Source organism: uncultured Cardiobacterium sp., assembly GCF_938028185.1.
Taxonomy (GTDB): Bacteria; Pseudomonadota; Gammaproteobacteria; order Cardiobacteriales; family Cardiobacteriaceae; genus Cardiobacterium.
Genome location: NZ_CALJAH010000115.1, coordinates 1 through 16,645 on the forward strand (window position 1 = coordinate 1; position 16,645 = coordinate 16,645).

The 16,645-nt window shown below is 60.5% G+C and carries 15 protein-coding genes; 7 read left to right on the forward strand and 8 right to left on the reverse strand.

All coding sequences use genetic code 11. The features are described from left to right. Positions 1–207 precede the first annotated feature (207 nt). Together clpA and clpS are read right to left on the reverse strand one after the other, a co-directional pair. Positions 208–2,490: an ATP-dependent Clp protease ATP-binding subunit ClpA gene (clpA, locus tag Q0349_RS03600; RefSeq protein ID WP_298079510.1), complete on the reverse strand. Its 2,283-nt coding sequence runs from the start codon at positions 2,488–2,490 to the stop codon at positions 208–210. A gap of 14 nt (positions 2,491–2,504) precedes the next feature. Beyond that, a complete protein-coding gene (gene clpS / locus Q0349_RS03605; protein ID WP_298079511.1) occupies positions 2,505–2,819 on the reverse strand; it encodes an ATP-dependent Clp protease adapter ClpS in 315 nt (104 codons plus the stop codon). Positions 2,820–2,898: 79 nt separating this feature from the next. Between clpS and Q0349_RS03610 the strand changes: the two genes are divergently transcribed. From Q0349_RS03610 to pyrC, 4 genes are all read left to right on the forward strand, one after another. Beyond that, complete coding sequence (locus Q0349_RS03610; protein ID WP_298079512.1) at positions 2,899–4,746, forward strand: PDZ domain-containing protein; 1,848 nt, start codon at positions 2,899–2,901, stop codon at positions 4,744–4,746. 162 nt (positions 4,747–4,908) lie between these two features. Then, positions 4,909–6,360 (forward strand): MFS transporter, encoded by a 1,452-nt coding sequence (locus tag Q0349_RS03615; protein ID WP_298079513.1) that lies wholly within the window; start codon positions 4,909–4,911, stop codon positions 6,358–6,360. Beyond that, entirely contained in the window at positions 6,357–8,162 is a 1,806-nt protein-coding gene (locus tag Q0349_RS03620; protein ID WP_298079514.1) for a tetratricopeptide repeat protein, read from the forward strand. The genes Q0349_RS03615 and Q0349_RS03620 overlap by 4 nt, the downstream gene beginning before the upstream one ends. Positions 8,163–8,172: 10 nt before the next feature. Then, on the forward strand, positions 8,173–9,204 hold the full coding sequence (pyrC, locus tag Q0349_RS03625) for a dihydroorotase (protein WP_298079515.1): 1,032 nt from the start codon (positions 8,173–8,175) through the stop codon (positions 9,202–9,204). A gap of 54 nt (positions 9,205–9,258) precedes the next feature. On the opposite strand, the gene Q0349_RS03630 is transcribed toward pyrC, so the two are convergent. After that, entirely contained in the window at positions 9,259–10,491 is a 1,233-nt protein-coding gene (locus tag Q0349_RS03630; protein ID WP_298079516.1) for an MFS transporter, read from the reverse strand. Positions 10,492–10,637: 146 nt separating this feature from the next. Between Q0349_RS03630 and Q0349_RS03635 the strand changes: the two genes are divergently transcribed. Then, on the forward strand, positions 10,638–10,940 hold the full coding sequence (locus tag Q0349_RS03635; protein WP_298079517.1) for a DUF4282 domain-containing protein: 303 nt from the start codon (positions 10,638–10,640) through the stop codon (positions 10,938–10,940). A 58-nt stretch (positions 10,941–10,998) separates the two neighbouring features. On the opposite strand, the gene Q0349_RS03640 is transcribed toward Q0349_RS03635, so the two are convergent. The 5 genes from Q0349_RS03640 to Q0349_RS03660 all read right to left on the reverse strand — a co-directional run bounded on the left by Q0349_RS03640 (position 10,999) and on the right by Q0349_RS03660 (position 14,013). Next, complete coding sequence (locus tag Q0349_RS03640; protein ID WP_298079518.1) at positions 10,999–11,340, reverse strand: hypothetical protein; 342 nt, start codon at positions 11,338–11,340, stop codon at positions 10,999–11,001. 281 nt (positions 11,341–11,621) lie between these two features. After that, on the reverse strand, positions 11,622–12,371 hold the full coding sequence (locus Q0349_RS03645; protein ID WP_298079519.1) for an SDR family oxidoreductase: 750 nt from the start codon (positions 12,369–12,371) through the stop codon (positions 11,622–11,624). Continuing rightward, complete coding sequence (locus Q0349_RS03650; RefSeq protein WP_298079520.1) at positions 12,368–13,315, reverse strand: biotin--[acetyl-CoA-carboxylase] ligase; 948 nt, start codon at positions 13,313–13,315, stop codon at positions 12,368–12,370. The genes Q0349_RS03645 and Q0349_RS03650 overlap by 4 nt, the downstream gene beginning before the upstream one ends. A gap of 126 nt (positions 13,316–13,441) precedes the next feature. Next, entirely contained in the window at positions 13,442–13,714 is a 273-nt protein-coding gene (locus tag Q0349_RS03655; protein ID WP_298079521.1) for a type II toxin-antitoxin system YafQ family toxin, read from the reverse strand. After that, entirely contained in the window at positions 13,711–14,013 is a 303-nt protein-coding gene (locus tag Q0349_RS03660) for a type II toxin-antitoxin system RelB/DinJ family antitoxin (protein WP_298079522.1), read from the reverse strand. The genes Q0349_RS03655 and Q0349_RS03660 overlap by 4 nt, the downstream gene beginning before the upstream one ends. A 150-nt stretch (positions 14,014–14,163) precedes the next feature. On the opposite strand from Q0349_RS03660, the gene Q0349_RS03665 reads away from it, so the two are divergent. Together Q0349_RS03665 and Q0349_RS03670 are read left to right on the forward strand one after the other, a co-directional pair. Further along, positions 14,164–15,459 carry an NCS2 family permease gene (locus Q0349_RS03665; RefSeq protein ID WP_298079523.1) on the forward strand — a complete coding sequence of 432 codons (1,296 nt, stop codon included), beginning with the start codon at positions 14,164–14,166 and terminating at the stop codon, positions 15,457–15,459. A 66-nt stretch (positions 15,460–15,525) separates the two neighbouring features. Then, positions 15,526–16,635: a hypothetical protein gene (locus Q0349_RS03670; RefSeq protein WP_298079524.1), complete on the forward strand. Its 1,110-nt coding sequence runs from the start codon at positions 15,526–15,528 to the stop codon at positions 16,633–16,635. Positions 16,636–16,645 lie beyond the last annotated feature (10 nt).

Sequence of the window (16,645 nt, forward strand, 5' to 3'; positions counted from 1 at the left end):
CTCCGTTGCTTTTTGTTTGCCCGCCGTTTATCAGCATACATTTTAGGACACCACCCCATTTTTTTTAGGGTGCCCGGTCAGGCGACGCAACACCGTATGAAGCTTTCGGTGGATGGCTATATATTTCCCGCTCCGCTGTGAACTTCGTCCGCTGAGGGCGAAAAACCCCGCCTCGGCGGGGTTTTTTTTATGATGAACAGCGTCGCGTCAGATTTCCGGCACTGCTTCCGGTGCGGCGCTGTTGGCGCTGATGTTCAGTGCCGGTTCGCCGTCGCGCAGGGTGATTTGTACATGACCGCCGTGTTCGGCCAGTTCGCCGAAGAGGATTTGTTCGGAGAGTGGCTGTTTGATGTGTTTCTGGATGAGCCGCGCCATCGGTCGCGCGCCCATTTTCGGGTCGTAGCCGTGTTCGGCCAGCCAGGCTTTGGCGTCGTCATCGAGGCTGATGCTGATGTGTTTGTCTTCGAGTTGTTGTTCGAGTTCGATGATAAATTTGTCGATGACGTGGCCGATGGCGTCCGCGCCGAGCGGGGCGAAGCGGATGATGGCGTCCAGGCGGTTCCTGAATTCGGGGGTGAAGTGGCGTTTGATGGCCGCGTCTGCCTGCGCGTCGCTGGTTTCTTTGTTGTTGGCGGCGGCGAAGCCGATGCGGTTTTTTTCCATTTCAAAGGCGCCGACGTTGCTGGTGAGGATGATGATGAGGTTGCGGCAGTTCACTTCGCGCCCGTTGCTGTCGGTGACGATGCCGTGATCCATGATTTGTAGCAGTAGGTTCATGATGTCCGGGTGCGCTTTTTCGACTTCGTCCAGCAGCAGCACGGCGTGCGGGTTTTTCTGGATTTGTTCGGTGAGCAGCCCGCCCTGTTCGTGGCCGACGTAGCCGGGCGGCGAGCCGATGAGGCGGCTGATGGTGTGTTGTTCCATGTATTCGCTCATGTCAAAGCGCAGCAGTTTGATACCCAAGACGTGCGCCAGTTGGCGGCAGACTTCGGTTTTGCCGACGCCGGTCGGGCCGGTGAAGAGGAAGCTGCCAATGGGTTTTTCGGCGTCCCTGAGTCCGGCACGGCTGAGTTTGATGGCGCTGGCGAGGTGTTCGATGGCTTCATCCTGGCCGAAGACGACGGTTTTGAGGTCACGATCCAGGGTTTTGAGCTGGTTGCGGTCGTCCTGGTTGACGCTTTTTTCGGGGATGCGGGCGACGCTGGCGACGAGTTTTTCGATCATCAGCGCGTCTATGGTGTCGCTGCGCTCGTCTTCGGGCAGGAGGTGCAGCCGCGCCCCGGCTTCGTCGATGAGGTCGATGGCTTTGTCCGGCAGGCGGCGGTCGTTGATGTAGCGGTCGGAGAGGCGCACCGCTGCTTCGACGGCTTCGGCGCTGTAGCGGATGTGGTGGTAGGCTTCGTAGCGCGGGATGAGGCCTTGCAGGATGGCGATGGCGTCGTCAATGGCGGGTTCGCTCACATCTACTTTTTGGAAGCGGCGGGCAAGGGCGTGGTCTTTTTCAAAGATTTGCCGGTATTCTTTGTCGGTGGTGGCGCCGATGCAGCGCAGTTCGCCGTTCGCCAGCGCCGGTTTGATGAGGTTGGAGGCGTCCATGCTGCTGCTACTCGCCGCGCCCGCACCGATGATGGTGTGGATTTCGTCGATGAAGAGGATGGCGTCGGGGACGTTACGCAGTTCTTTCAGCAGTGCCTTGATGCGGTTTTCAAAGTCGCCCCGGTATTTGGTACCTGCCAGCAGTGAGCCGATGTCGAGGCTGTAGATGGTGGCTTTTTCGAGGATGGCGGGGACTTTGTTTTCGACGATGGCTTTAGCGAGTCCTTCGGCGATGGCGGTTTTGCCGACGCCCGCTTCGCCGACAAGGATGGGGTTGTTTTTGCGGCGACGGCAGAGGGTCTGGATGGTGCGCTCGATTTCGGCGCTCCTGCCGATGAGCGGGTCGATGCGGCCTTCGCTGGCGCGCTGGTTGAGGTTTACGGCAAATTCTTTGAGGGCGGAGCGGCGCTGGCCTTCGCGGTTTTCGTCGTCTTCGCTCGCGCCTTCGCTTTCTTTGGCGGTTTGCGCGGTGCCGTGCGAGATGTAGTTGACGAGGTCAAGACGCTGGATTTCTTGTTGACGCAGGAAGTAGGCGGCGTAGCTGTCGCGTTCGCTGATGATGGCGACGAGTGCGTTCAGGCAGCTCACTTCTTTTTTGCCGGCGTTGCGCGCGTGCAGCACGGCGCGCTGAATCATGCGCTGGAAGGCGGTGGTCGGCTGGGTGACGCGGCCACTGTGGTCGGCGGGGAATTGCGGGCAGTGTTCGCTTAAGTATCGGTTGAGTTGTTCGCGCAGGACGGCGAGGTCGGCGCCGAAGCTGAGCAGCGCGTCGGTGACGCTGCGCTCGTCCAAAAGCGCCAGCAGCAGGTGTTCGAGGGTGAGAAATTCGTGGTTGGCGCTTTGCGCGCTGTGGTAGGCGCGGTCAATGGCCTGTTCGAGTACGTTGGAGAGCATGGTTTTTCCTCGTTTTAGTGGGGGCGCAGCACGCAGAGCAGCGGGTAGTTGTTGGCGCGCGCGTGGTCTGTGACCTGGTTGACTTTGCTTTCGGCGATGTCAAAGGGGTAGATGCCGCAGACGCCGCTGCCCTGTTCGTGTACCTGATACATGATTTCTTCGGCTTCCAGCGGGTCTTTGTTGAAAAACCGCATCAGCACGTCCACCACAAAGTCCATCGTGGTGTAGTCGTCGTTGAGCAGCATGACTTCGTACTGGCGCGGTTCGTCCAGTTCGGGGTCGGCGGTGAGGGTGTCGGTATCGGTGTCGAAATCGTGTTGCGGGCTCATGGCAATGTCTTCGGGTTACAGGCGCAAGAATGGCGTCGCCACGGCTTTTTTCAAGAGGGGCGACGGCGCGAATGCTAAAATGGCGGTAATTATCCGCATTGAGGTCATTATGTCAGCTTCCGCCGTCTCTTACCATGTTACCCCTGCGCCTGGCGGGCACCGCTTCACCGTGCGGCAACACGTCCCCGTTGCCCCGGAGAGCGACATCGCCTTCTACCTGCCGGTATGGATACCGGGCAGCTATATGCGGCGCGATTTTGCCCGTTTTCTCTCGCGCCTTGCGGTAACGGACGCGGACGGCAACGCCATCCCTTTTGCCTTTGACAACCCCTCACGCTGGCGCCTGCGCGTGCCGCCCGCCTGCCACGAACTCCATATCTACTACACCATCTACGCGCGCGACATCTCCGTGCGCGGCAACTACCTCGACCACGAACGCGGTTTCTTGAACCCCTGCGCCACCTGTATCGCCATCGAAGGCTACGAACACCTGCCGCACCGCCTCGTGCTGGCGCTGGAAGGCCACCGCGCCGGTTGGCAAATCACCGGGGCGCAGACCGGCGGCGACGGCGCCTACTGGTTTGAAAACTACGAACAACTCATCGACACCCCGCTGATGTTCGCCGCCGAACTCACCATCCTGCCCTTTACCGCCGGTGGCGTGCCGCACGACATCGTCATCAGCGGCAAAACCTGGGACTACGACCACGAACGCCTGCGCCGCGACGTGCAGACCATCTGCCGCGAAGCCGTCATGCTCTTTGGCGGCCTGCCGCCGATGCCGCGCTACACCTTCCTGCTGCATCTGGGCGACAACCTCTACGGCGGCCTCGAACACTGCCGCTCCACCCTGCTCATGGCCTCGCGCGACAGCCTGCCCGAACCGGACAACCGCGCCGGACACCGCTACATCCAGCTGCTCGGACTCTTCTCGCACGAATACTTCCACACCTGGAACGTGAAGGCGCTGCGCCCGCGCGAATACCAGCACTACGAGCTGCAACAGGAACAGCCCACCGAAATGCTGTGGCTGTTTGAAGGATTCACCGCCTACTTCGACAACCTCCTCCTCGTCAGAAGCGGCGTCATCGGCATCCACACCTACTTTGACCTGCTCGCGCAAGACATCGCGCGCTACCGCCAGCGCCCCGGCCGCCACCACCAGACCCTGGCCCAGTCCAGCTACGAAGCCTGGACCAAACTCTACAACGGCGGCGAAGACGCGCAAAACAGCAGTACCACCTACTACATCCAGGGCGCGCTCGCCGCCTGGTGCCTCGACACCTGGCTGCGTGTGCACAGCGAAGACGGCATCAGCCTGCCGATGGTGATGCACCGCCTCTGGCACGACTACCACCAGCACGGCGAAGGCCTTGACGAAGCGCGCTTCCTCCGCCTGACCGCCGACCTCCTCCCCGAAGACCTCGAACCCGCACTGCGTGGCGTCCTGCGCCGCCTCGTCCACAGCACCGAAGAACTGCCGCTCGAAGAAACCGCCGCCCGCCTTGGCCTTGCCCTGCAAATGCAGCCCTCCGCCGGGGCGGGCGACCTCGGCAGCGACGTCCCCGCCGCACAACGCTACCAGAGCGACCCCGGCATCCGCTGGCAACGGCGCGGCGAACACTACATCGTCAGCCGCATCGACGAAACCAGCCCGGCAGCGCTGGCGGGCATCGCCATGGACGACGACATCATTGCCGTCAACGGCTACCGCGCCAGCGAAGCCCAACTGGCGCGCCACCTGCAACACGCCGCACCCGGCAACGCCGCGCTGCTGCACATCTTCCGCGACAACGTGCTCGAAGCCATCGCCTTCACCCTGAACCCCGCCCCGGCCGATACCTGCATCATCACCCGCGACCCGGACGCCGACGAAGACAGCCGCATCCGCCAGCGCCACTGGCTCAACCGCAAGGCGGACGCATAACCCCGCCCATTCATCGCCGACAACACAAAACGTCGGGCATCCATGCCCGACCCGCCCCGAAAATCCACCCGCGCCAACAGACCTTTCCCCGCATCCCCCCTTCCTTGCGCCGTCGCTACCCCCGTGCCAAAATCCGCGCCCTCGCAACCACCCGCACCCCCGATGCACACCACCGCCGCCGCACCCACCGGACACGAATACCTCGCCGAACGCCCCGGCTTTCCCGCCAAAACCATCGTCGCCGCCCTCTTCGTTGGCGCCTTCTTCGGCTACCTCAACGACACTCTGCTCAACGTCGCCCTCACCCCGATCATGCACGACTTCGCCGTGGACAAAACCACCGTGCAATGGCTGACCACCGGCTTCCTGCTGGTAATGGGCGCCTTCACTCCCATCACCGCCAGCCTCATCCAGTGGGCAGAGACCCGCAAAATGGTGCTCATCACCCAGGCGACCTTCCTCGCTGGCTCGCTCATCTGCGCCTGCGCGCCGACCTTCGCCGTCCTCGTCGCCGGGCGGCTGGTGCAGGCCATCGCCGCCGCCTGCTTCGTGCCGCTGCTGTTCAACGGAATCCTCGCCATCTACCCGCCCCGGCGGCGCGGCACCGCAATGGGCGTCATCACCATGATGTTCACCGTCGCCCCCGCCATCGGCCCGACCATCTCCGGCCTCATCATCGACCACAGCCACTGGCGCGTCCTTTTTGCCTTCACCGCGCCGTTCATGCTGGCGGCAATGCTGCTCGTCGGCAAAACCCTCAACGAAAACCTGAGCGACATCAGCCGCCTGAAAATCGACCTGCCCTCGGCCGTACTCTCCGTCGCGGGCTTCGGCGGCCTGGTCTATGCCAGCAGCAACTTCGCCCACCTCAATGCGGCAACCTTTGCCGCGCTCGCCCTCGGCTCGCTGCTGCTCATCGCCCTCTTTGCGCGGCGCCAGCACCGCATCGACGTGCCGCTGCTCAACCTGCGCGCCTTCGGCTACGCCCAGTTCCGCTACAGCGTCCTCATCTTGGCCAGCGCCGTCTTCCTCTTCCTCGGCCTCGAACTGCTGCTGCCGATGTACAGCCAACAAGTACTGCTGCTCAGCGGCACCATCACCGGCCTCATCCTGCTGCCCGCCAGCATCGCCGAAGCCGTTGCCGCGCCGCTGCTCGGCAACCTGCTCGATCGCAAGGGCGGCCGCTACACCGTGCTGCCCGCCACCATCCTGCTCACTGCCTCGCTGGCGGCACTATGGCTGAACCTGCGCCTGGACACCCACCCCCTCATCCTCGCCGCCACCTTCACCCTGCTCGCCGTCTCCGTCTCAGCCTGCATCACCGGCGAAACCCACGGCCTGAACGCCCTGCCAAAAGCACTCAACCCGCACGGCGCCGCCATCATCGCCACCCTCAACCCGATAGCGGGCGCGATTGGCGCGGCCTACTTCATCGGCGCGACCAACATCGGCGAAAAACTCACTACCGCCGCCACGGCGCAACAAACCATGCTGGGCGGCATCCGCCTCGCCGTCGGCAGCGCGCTCATCCTCGCCGCCACCACCATCTGGCTCGCCAGCAAACTGCAACCGAACCGGGCGGAATCACCCCAACCGCAGGAGCCAAAAACATGAAAACCCCGGCCGCTGTCCTTGCCCTATCGCTCGCCCTCTGCCTGCCATTGCACGCGCAAGAAACGGCAACATCCATCACCCAACTGCAGGAAAAAGCCGAAGCGGGCGATGCCGAAGCCCAATACCAGCTCGGCAAAGCATATGAAACAGGGGAAGGCGTCAGCAAATATCTCAGCACTGCCCGTTATTGGTATGAAAAAGCCGCCTTGCAAAAAAACATTGCCGCGCAAGAACGGCTCAAAAAAATCTATTGCCATGACTATGACAACATCACCATTGACAGCGCATTAGAGAAACTGCTGGAAGATGCCGCTGACAACCAGGATAGCGAGGCGATTTGCGCGCTCGATAAAATAAACCCGAATTACGATGACCCCAAAAATAAAGAAAATACCCTTGGGCGGCTAAAAAAATCCGCCATGCGCGGCAACCCGAAAAGCCAATACGAACTTGGCAACCGCCATGCCAGCATAGGGGGAGGTGTCGCATACGACAAAGCAGAAGCCGTCAAATGGTGGTTGGCAGCGGCAAAACAGGGGTATATTGATGCCGCCCGAAAAATGGGCGATGCCTATCGTGACAGTTTTGGTATCGCCCCGGATCAAAAACAGGCTGATTACTGGTATGAACAATTCTTTGCCCATAGCGATAACCTGAATGCCTACGCAGAAATTGGTGTGGCATACAGCAGTGCGGAAACACCCGACTACGCACGGGCGCAATACTGGTGGCAACGGGGCGCAAAACAGGGAAATATCGCCTCCCGATATTACCTTGCCTGGCTCGACTATTGGGGGAAAAATGGCAAACGGGATTTAACGACCGCAGAAAAAACATTTACAGACACCCTGCATTACTGCCAAACCCAAGCCGATGACGCATACGGCATCTGCCCGAATGCGGCCTATTACCTTGCCCTGCTTGCCTACCCAAACGATGCACCCAATATTGCCGTTGCAAAAAAATACCTCAAAAAAGCCCTGGAAATATGCGACCGCAACATGGACGACTACCTACAGCCCACACATTGCAACGATGCCGCCTACCGCCTCGCCCTGATTACAGAAACCGAAACGGGCGGAGACGAAAAACAACGCGCTGCCGCACGACAATACTGGCAAAAAGCGGCAACATGGGGAAACCCGGACGCGCTTCGCCAACTCAAATTGCGCGCCTGGGCGGGCGATAGCGAAAGTGCCGCATACCTTGCACAACGTGATGCCGGTGAAGACGAAAAAAAAGCCTGGCTGACCATAGCGGCGCATATGGAAGAAGGCGATATTGATTGGGAAATGGCACAAGATATTACTATTGATAACGACGAAAAATACATCTGGCTTGCCCGTGCAATAAACGCCGGACATCCCGAAGCACGAAAAGAAGCATTGGAATATGATGAAAAAGCCTTTCACCTGGGCGAAATATTTGCCCAAGGAATGGGCGTTCCTGCTGACCCGGCACAAGCAAACTACTGGCTGACACAAGCCGTCGCCCAAAAAGGCAATAACCGCGCCTTCCGGCAATTACAACAAAACGCCCAACAAGGCGATGCCAATGCCCAATACCATCTGGCGACACTCTATTACAGCGGCATGGGCATCCCCACCCGCAGCACTTGGGAGGCCAAATACTGGCTGGAAAAAGCGGCAGAACAAGGAAATATCGAAGCACAATACCATCTCGCCCTCATCTACGAAGAAATCGGCGAATCCAAAAGCGCCGAAAAATGGATGACCCAAGCCGCCGGACAAGGCAATCTCTGGGCAGCCGCCTGGCTCAAACAACACGAAACCCGCAACTAAAGGAACCCCCATGCAAACCCTCACCATCCCCACCCCGGATGACCTGCACATTCACCTGCGCGACGGCGCTGCCCTTGCCCGCACCGTCCCCGACGCCGCCGCCCAGTGCGCGCGTGCGCTCATCATGCCCAACCTCACCCCGGCGGTGGACAGCATCGACGCCGTCACCGCCTACCGCGAACGCATCACCGCCCACATCCCGGCGGGCAAAACCTTCACCCCGCTGATGAGCCTCTATCTCAGCGACAGCCTCACCCCGGAAACCGTACTCGCGGCGAAAGCGGCGGGCGTGGTTGCCATCAAATGGTATCCGAAAGGGGCGACCACCAACTCCGCCCAGGGCGTCGCCGACCCGCAAAAACTTGACCCGATACTGGAAGCGATGCAACAGGCGGGACTGCTGCTGCTCATCCACGGCGAAGTGACCACCGACGGCGTGGACATCTTCGACCGCGAAGCCACCTTCATCGACAGCACGCTGGAGCCGCTGCGCCGCCGCTTCCCGCGCCTGCGCATCGTCCTTGAGCACATCACCACCGCACACGCCGTCGCCTACATCCAAAGCCAGCGCGACAACCTCGCCGCCACCATCACCGCGCACCACCTGCTCTACAACCGCAACGCGCTGCTCGTCGGCGGCCTCAAACCGCATTTTTACTGCCTGCCCATCCTCAAAACCGAAGCCGACCGCCGCGCGCTGCTTGCCGCCGTCGCCAGCGGCGATGCGCGCTACTTCATGGGCACCGACAGCGCGCCGCACCCGCGCCACGCCAAAGAAAACGCCTGCGGCTGCGCGGGCTGCTACACCGGGCACGCCACCCTGCCGTTCTACGCCGCCGCCTTCGAACAGGCAAACGCACTCGACAAACTCGCCGCTTTCGCCGCCCGCCACGGCGCGGATTACTACGGACTGCCCTACAACGCGGGCGAAATCACGCTGGAGCGGCGCGAACAAACCTTCCCGGCGAGCCTGCCCTATGGCGAGAGTGAACTCGTCCCCTTCCTTGCCGGCGAAACCTGGCCGTGGCGGATTGCCCAATAACTGCCGCCAAAAAGAAAAGCCGTCCTGCGGGACGGCTTTTTCATGGCAAACGAATTACTGCGTCACCGTCTGCGGATAGCGGCGGAAAAACCGCGCCAATTGCCAGGCGGTGCAAATACCGACAGCGGCGAAAACCATCCACGGCAACAGCGGCCAATGAAGCGCCTTGCCCAAATCATAAAGCCAGCCGCCGAAAAAGTTGCCGAGACCGCCGCCCACGCCAATGCTCAGCGCACTAAAACCGACATAAAGCCCCAGGGCGCGCGGATGCGCCAAATGCGCCACCAAAATATCAATCATCGGGCGACTGACCAGATAGCCGACGGTATATCCGCCAATCCATAACAGGAAAATGGCGAAATGGACGGACGTTCCCAAAAAGAAAGTGCCACAGGTCATGATTAAAGTTCCGGTAATCAATAATTGATGACTGCGAAAATGGCGCTGTAAGCGGCGTACCAGAAAATATTGCAGCAATAGCGTCAGCAGCGAACTGAAGGTATAAAACCAGCCCGCACTCGCCTTGCTCCCGGTCAAAGATTCCGCCAATAACGGAAAGCTGATATTGACCTGCATCACCACAAACCAATAACCGCACATAATCGCGACAAAACGCAAATAAACCCGGTCGCGCAACAATTGTCGCAAATAGCCCATGCCGCCGCCTTTCTCCTCCGCCGGTGGCTTGATATTGGGGAAAAAGCGGACGGCGACAAAGACATTGGTCAAAAAACACGAACCGGCGGCAATGCCAACCGCGCTGAAATCAATCAATAACAGGGCAATCGCCAGCATCGGGCCAATGGTCGCCGCCAGACTGGTCAAATAATTGGCGAGCAAATAAAACTCGCGTCGCTCTTCCGGTTGTGTCATCGCCACCGTCGCCGCCTGAAACGGGGCATCAAACAGCGCGCCGCCCAATCCGGTCAGTAATAGCGCGACAAAAAATACCGGCATCGACACCGCATAGCCGAGCATAAAAAAACCGACAGCGCGGATAATCAGCCCGGTGCAAAGTACCGGCTTCAAGCCGTAGCGGTCGGCAAGCATCCCGCCAATAAAAGCCAGCCCCTGCTGGCTGATTTGGCGAATGGCGAGCGCCATGCCGACGATTGCCGCCGACATCCCGACATCGGCGACAAAATGTACCGATACCAGCGGAATGAGCAGGGTAAAGCCGGTGGTGGTAATGGCCTGATAAATCAGCAGGGCAAAAAGCTGTGGCCGGTCGCGATAGCGCAGCAAATCGCGTAGCGGGGAAAAGAGGGCGGCAAAACGGGCATTCATGGCGGGGCAAAAGACAAGGAAAACGGTATTATAGCGGATGCAGGCAGGTGGCGGCGTCCCTGCTACTTTTGTACAATACCTGCCGCCCGCCACCCCCGGAAGGGAATAAAAGCGGGCGCATTTCTTTTCATCCACCGGAGCAACTGATGCTGAAATCTTTTTTGAACTTTGACCAATTTATCACCCCGCGCGTAATTACCGTCCTTTACTGGATACAAATCGTGGGCGTCGTTATTATCGCCTTTTCCGTAATGTTTTCCGGTATCGGTGGTGGCATTTATTACACCGGAAATGGTGGTTTCTACCGTTCCAGCTTTACCTTCAGCAGTTTTCTGGCAGGCATTTTTATTTTTGTCGTCGGTGTGTTGATGGTACGGGTCATGAACGAGTTAATCATCGTCCTCTTCCGCATTCAGGAACATCTGAAAGCCATCCGCGAGGAAAAATAAGCGACAGCGGCCATAAAAAAGCCTGCCATGACGGCAGGCTTTTTTGTCGGTGCGATAATTACTCGTCGTAAGAACCGCCATAGGCGCAATTGCAGTCTTTATCCTTGTCCTTGTTGTCATTGCCTTTGTTGTCATTGCCCTTGTCATTCGGCGTGTTGTCATTACTTTTGTTATTGTTGCCGTTGTCATTCGGCGTATTGTCATTACCCTTGTTGTTATTGTTGTTGCCGTTGTCATTCGGACTGCTGGTGCCAGTGGTATCCGCACCCGTTTTGCAAATGTTGTGGAATGTGCCTTCTTGATAGCAAAAATCGCGTTGCTTTCTCGCACCATCGCCCGTGCTGCAAGCGGCGAGGGATGCCAGAATGATGGCGGAAAGAATCAGTTTGGTGCCTTTCATGTGTATTTACCTCTAATTAAAGCCTGATTTGATGCGTAATCGCGGGGCAATCATAGCAGATTGCCGGGGATTTCGTAGTCGTTGCCACGCCGAAGCGGGCGTAATGGCGGGCTTGGGGCGGTTTGTCGAGCCGATGCCACCTCCCCGGCGAAGCGGGAGAGGGGATGAAAAACCGCGTAGCGACCGCCTCGCAAACGCATGGCAATCTCCCCTTGCGGGGGCAGCGGCGGGCAGGCGGGGCGGGTATTGCAAAATGGTCATGCCGGGCGCCGCTGCGCTCTTCAGCTTTTCTTTTTCACTGCCAGCCCGGCGGAGGCTTGCGCGACCGGCATCATTTCGATGCGGTTGATGTTGACGTGTGCCGGGCGTTCGGCAATCCACAGCACGGTTTCGGCGATGTCTTCCGGCGTCAGGTAATCAACGTTTTCGTATAGCGCGGCGGCTTTGGCGTTATCGCCGTGGTAGCGGATGTTGGAGAATTCGGTGTCGCCGCAGAGGCCGGGCTCGACGTTGGAGACGCGCACATTGGTGCCCAGCAGATCGGCGCGCAGGTTGAGGCTGAATTGTTTGACGAAGGCCTTGGTCGCGCCGTAGATGTTGCCGCCCGCGTAGGGGTAGCTGCCTGCGGTGGAGCCGAGGTTGATGATGTGGCCGCGGTTGCGCGCGATCATGCCGCGCAAGACGGCGTAGGTGACGGTGACGAGGCCTTCGATGTTGGTGGCAATCATTTGTTTCCAGTCGGCGAGGTCGCAGGCGGGGAAGGGCGCGGCGCCGAGAGCGAGACCGGCGTTGTTCACCAGCAGGTCGATGGCTTGCCATTCGGGCGGAAGATTGGCGAGGGCGGCAAGGGTCGCGACTTCGTCGCTAATGTCAAAGGCGAGCGGCAGGCAGGCGTCGCCGAGTTGGGCGTGCAGCGCTTGCAGGCGCTCGGCGCGGCGGCCGGTAGCGATGACTTTATGCCCGCGGGCGATGAGCAGGCGGGTGATGGCGGTGCCGAATCCGGCGGTTGCGCCGGTAACGAGGGCGATCATGGTTGCTCCTGTTGTTGGGGGGATGAAGGGGTTTGTGGGCGCAGGCGGGTCTCGCCTTCGCTGTAAACGCGGATGCCGTCGGTGCTTTCGAGCAGCAGCCGTCCCTGGTCGTCAATGCCGCGGTTGATGCCGCAAATGGTGTCGCAGGCGCGGTGCAGGCTGACGGCGCAGTCGGCGTAGGTATCGAGTGCGCGCCAGCGGGCGGGCAGGGCAGGGCGGTCAGCGGGATGGCGGGCAAAGGCGTCGCGCCAGGCGTTGATGAGTGCGGCGGTGAGCGGGTTGCGGGCGATGGTGCCGCATTCGCCCAGGCTGGCGGTGGGCTGGTCGAGGCCGGGCAGCGGCAACAGGTTGATGCCGATTCCGGCGATGATGTCCACGCCGTGCGCGTGATGGCTGGCTTCGACGAGGATGCCGCCCAGTTTGCGCTGGTGCAGGTAGAGGTCGTTCGGCCATTTGAGTTGTATCGGGTAGCCCGCGGCGCGCAGGGTGCTGGCGGCAGCGATGCCGAGGGCGATGCTGAGCGCGGTGGCCGCCTGCGGGTCGGGGTAGTGCCAGCTCATGCTGAGGATGATTTGTCCGGCGAAGGGCGATTGCCACGCGCGGCCACGGCGGCCACGCCCGGCGCTCTGGTATTCGGCGAGGATGGCGTCGCCGTTTGCGCGCGCGGTCTCCCGCATCAGCGCGTTGTTGGTGGAGTCGGTGACGGTCAGCACCTGCACGGCGGCGGCGGGGCATTCGCGTTGTAACCAGGCCGCGTCCAGCAGCGCAAGCGCGGGGCGCATTTGCCAGCCGTCGGCGGTCTCCAGCAGCGGCACGGTGCCGCTTTGTTGCAGGGCGGCGAGTTGGGCGCGGGTTTCCGCTTCGCTGCGCTTGAGGTGGCGGGCGAGGGCGGCCAGCGGCCAGGGGCGCAGGTCGGCGAGGGTGTGCAGCAGGGTTTCGGACATGGCGGCTCCGCGGTTGGGGTTGGCGGGCAGGATACTGCGAATGCTGCCGCGATGCCATGCGGCGCGGGCGAGGTGCAAGGAAAAGGGCTGCTCATGCAGCCCTGGTTTTTTATGGCATTTGAGGTTTCAGCCAAACAGCTCTGAATGCGAGCCGAGGCGGACGAGCTGGATGAAATCTTCACCGCTTTCGTATATCAGCAGCAAATCCGGCTTGATATGGCATTCGCGAAAGCCCGACCATTCGCCGCTCAAGGCGTGATCCCGGTATTTTGGGGGAATTTCGTGGTCGTTGATCAGGTAATAGATAACGGTCGCCCAATCCGGAGTAATCAATTCGCTCCATTGTTTTTTGACATCCCGCCGGAATTGGGTGGTCGGATATAGCGCTCTTGGCTTCATTCTTGCCATGTCTGAATGTCTTCCATCATTTCATCAAGATTGCGATAAGCCTTGCCCAGTGTGCCGTTTTTGCGGTTTTCGATGGCTTCCAGCATCGCCTGACGGGTGACGGCATTGGGGATATGTTCCTCGCGTCCGGCATGGTGGTTGAACGTCAGCGGGATGGACTGGGTATCGGCGACCTGGTTCAGAAACAGTTTAATCGCCTGCGACGGCGCCAGTCCGTAGCGTTCAAACACGGCGAAGGCGCGGTCGCGCAATTCCTGCTCAATGCGGATGTTGTAGTTGGTTGTGGCCATGGTGTTGCTCCTTTATCTGAATTGTGCTGCGAATGTACTGCTTTTGTCACGGTCTGGCAAGGCGGGCGGCCGTCGCCGCGGAGGCAGTGCCCGCATGGCGCAATGGTAATGCCGCTATAATATGCACCCCCTTCTTTTCAGGATTTTCCCATGCTCGACAAGCTGTTCAAGTTGCAGGCGCACGGCACCACGGTTCGCACCGAAGTCATCGCCGGCATTACCACTTTCCTCACCATGGCCTACATCATCTTCGTCAATCCCAACGTGCTGGCGAAGACGGGCATGGATCACGGCGCGGTCTTCGTCGCCACCTGTATCGCCGCCGCCATCGGCTCGTTCATCATGGGGTTCTATGCCAACCTGCCGGTCGCCCTCGCCCCCGGCATGGGGCTGAACGCCTTTTTCACCTACACCGTCGTCCTTCAGCTCGGCCACACCTGGCAGACCGCGCTTGCCTGTGTTTTCTTCTCCGGCGTGCTTTTTATCATCGTCAGCCTGCTGCGCATCCGCGAATGGCTGATTAATGCCATCCCCAACGCGCTGAAGAAATCCATCGCCGCCGGCATTGGCGGCTTTCTCGCCTTCATCGCCCTGCAAAGCGCGGGTATCATCGTTGGCGCGGATGGCGTGCTGGTGCGGATGGGCAGCATCATCGCCTTCGCGCCGCTGATGACCGCGCTTTGCCTTTTCCTCATCATCGCCTTTGTCCACTACCGCGTGCCGGGCAGCGTCATGCTTGCCATCCTGATTATTTCCGTGCTGGGCGTCCTCTTCGGCGACAGACAAGTGCCGGAAAGCCTCATTTCCCTGCCGCCCTCACTTGCGCCGACCTTCATGCAGATGGATTTGAAAAGCGCGCTGGAACCGGCGATGTTCAGCATCATCTTTGCCTTCTTCTTCGTCGATTTATTTGACACCGCCGGCACGCTGATTGGCGTTACCGAACGCGGCGGACTGGTCAAGGACGGCAAAATTCCCAACCTGAAAAAGGCGCTGCTTGCCGACAGCGGCGCGACCGTCGTCGGTGCGGTACTCGGCACTTCCAATACCACCAGCTTCATCGAAAGCGCTTCCGGCGTCGCCATGGGCGGCCGTACCGGGCTGATGGCGGTCGTAACCGGCATCCTGTTCCTGCTCGCCACCTTCTTTGCGCCGCTTGCCGGAATGGTGCCGACCTACGCCACCGCCGGGGCGATTCTCTACGTATCGGTGCTGATGATGTACACCGTCGGCGAGATTGACTGGCACGACATCACCGAAGCGGCGCCGGTCGCCATTACCTTCCTCGCCATCCCGCTCACCTATTCCATCGCCGACGGCATCACCCTCGGCTTTATCAGCTACACCATCGTGAAGCTATTGTGCAACCGCTGGCGCGAGCTCAATATCGGCGTCATCGTGCTGGCATCGGTGCTGCTGGCGCGGCTGATTTGGGTGCATGGTTGAAAAAATGAAAACCCGCCGCAGTGGCGGGTTTTTGGCGACAGTATCGTTATAAATCTCCGCATCGCCATGAACATCCACTTCCCCCGCCGTCCCCTGCGCATCATTCTGACCTTCACCGTTACCGCCATTTCCGCCACGTTCGCCTGGCGCCATTTTGATTTCCGCCATCCGGGCGAAAACAGTATTTTCCCGTTTTTTTGCTTCAGTATCGCCTGCTGTTGCGCGCGGGAATGTCTGCGCTATGCGCGCTATCTCATCCATCTTGAAACCCTCCGTCTGGACAGCGACGGCATTCATATCCGTCACAACGATGCCGCCGCGTGGCAAGTGCTGCACCTGCCCTGGGCGGCTATCTGCGACGCCTGGTACGACGGTAACGGGCGGCTGCAACTGGTCTGGCTGAAGGCGGGCAAGGCGCAGAATCTCGCCTTGCGGCTGAATGGCGTGCAAACCACTACCGCCAGCGGCCGCATCCGCCGTGGTCAGCCCGTCATTGACGCCCTGCTGCAACGCCTGCGTGACCGCCTGCCGCCGCCCATGCCCTGGCCGTCCGTGCCTGTTGCCATCATCCCTTGGCAATGGTCATTCCAGCAGCGGGACCACCGCACACTCCGCGACTTTTATTACAGCGATGCCTTCCTGCCGCTCCTCGCCATCGCTACCCTCACTGCCGCCCTCACCCTCGCCGCGGGGGAGCACGCGCAGCCGCTCGTGGCAGTACTCGTCTTTGTACCCGTCGGCTTCGCCATGCTGGACAAATTCAGTGGGCGCGGCGACAACTACACACCGGCGCCGCCGCCACCACCGCCATTCCTCCGCATGGATAGCGACGGGGTGCATTGCCAAAGCGACGGGATGCGTGCCGCCATCTGCATCCCGTGGCAGGCCATCGACGACGTTGCTGCCGACAGTTGGCAAGAGGACAGCGGCGACAGCAAATACTGGCGCCACACGCTCAACCTGAGCTGGCGCCCGCACATGAACGCGCCCTACTTGCGCCATATCCGCTACAACACCGGCGCCCCGGCGGACGAAGACGCGGACGCGACTGCGCTCACCGCAACCATCGCCGCCAGCATCCGCGCCCATTGCCCCAATCTCGGCCAATGCGAGACGCTGCCGCGCGCCTTTATCCGCATCCCCGGCGATTGCAGCAACCGGAAAAACCCGGTGTGATGCCAAACAG

What these genes read in the sequence shown, in the direction of transcription:
- Q0349_RS03670 (WP_298079524.1), top strand. Translation starts at nt 15,526, where the DNA reads ATGAACATCCACTTCCCCCGCCGTCCCCTGCGCATCATTCTGACCTTC.
- Q0349_RS03645 (WP_298079519.1), bottom strand. Translation starts at nt 12,371, where the DNA reads ATGATCGCCCTCGTTACCGGCGCAACCGCCGGATTCGGCACCGCCATC.
- clpA (WP_298079510.1), bottom strand. Translation starts at nt 2,490, where the DNA reads ATGCTCTCCAACGTACTCGAACAGGCCATTGACCGCGCCTACCACAGC.
- Q0349_RS03620 (WP_298079514.1), top strand. Translation starts at nt 6,357, where the DNA reads ATGAAAACCCCGGCCGCTGTCCTTGCCCTATCGCTCGCCCTCTGCCTG.
- Q0349_RS03640 (WP_298079518.1), bottom strand. Translation starts at nt 11,340, where the DNA reads ATGAAAGGCACCAAACTGATTCTTTCCGCCATCATTCTGGCATCCCTC.
- Q0349_RS03665 (WP_298079523.1), top strand. Translation starts at nt 14,164, where the DNA reads ATGCTCGACAAGCTGTTCAAGTTGCAGGCGCACGGCACCACGGTTCGC.
- Q0349_RS03650 (WP_298079520.1), bottom strand. Translation starts at nt 13,315, where the DNA reads ATGTCCGAAACCCTGCTGCACACCCTCGCCGACCTGCGCCCCTGGCCG.
- Q0349_RS03635 (WP_298079517.1), top strand. Translation starts at nt 10,638, where the DNA reads ATGCTGAAATCTTTTTTGAACTTTGACCAATTTATCACCCCGCGCGTA.
- Q0349_RS03660 (WP_298079522.1), bottom strand. Translation starts at nt 14,013, where the DNA reads ATGGCCACAACCAACTACAACATCCGCATTGAGCAGGAATTGCGCGAC.
- pyrC (WP_298079515.1), top strand. Translation starts at nt 8,173, where the DNA reads ATGCAAACCCTCACCATCCCCACCCCGGATGACCTGCACATTCACCTG.
- Q0349_RS03630 (WP_298079516.1), bottom strand. Translation starts at nt 10,491, where the DNA reads ATGAATGCCCGTTTTGCCGCCCTCTTTTCCCCGCTACGCGATTTGCTG.
- Q0349_RS03615 (WP_298079513.1), top strand. Translation starts at nt 4,909, where the DNA reads ATGCACACCACCGCCGCCGCACCCACCGGACACGAATACCTCGCCGAA.
- Q0349_RS03610 (WP_298079512.1), top strand. Translation starts at nt 2,899, where the DNA reads ATGGCGGTAATTATCCGCATTGAGGTCATTATGTCAGCTTCCGCCGTC.
- Q0349_RS03655 (WP_298079521.1), bottom strand. Translation starts at nt 13,714, where the DNA reads ATGAAGCCAAGAGCGCTATATCCGACCACCCAATTCCGGCGGGATGTC.
- clpS (WP_298079511.1), bottom strand. Translation starts at nt 2,819, where the DNA reads ATGAGCCCGCAACACGATTTCGACACCGATACCGACACCCTCACCGCC.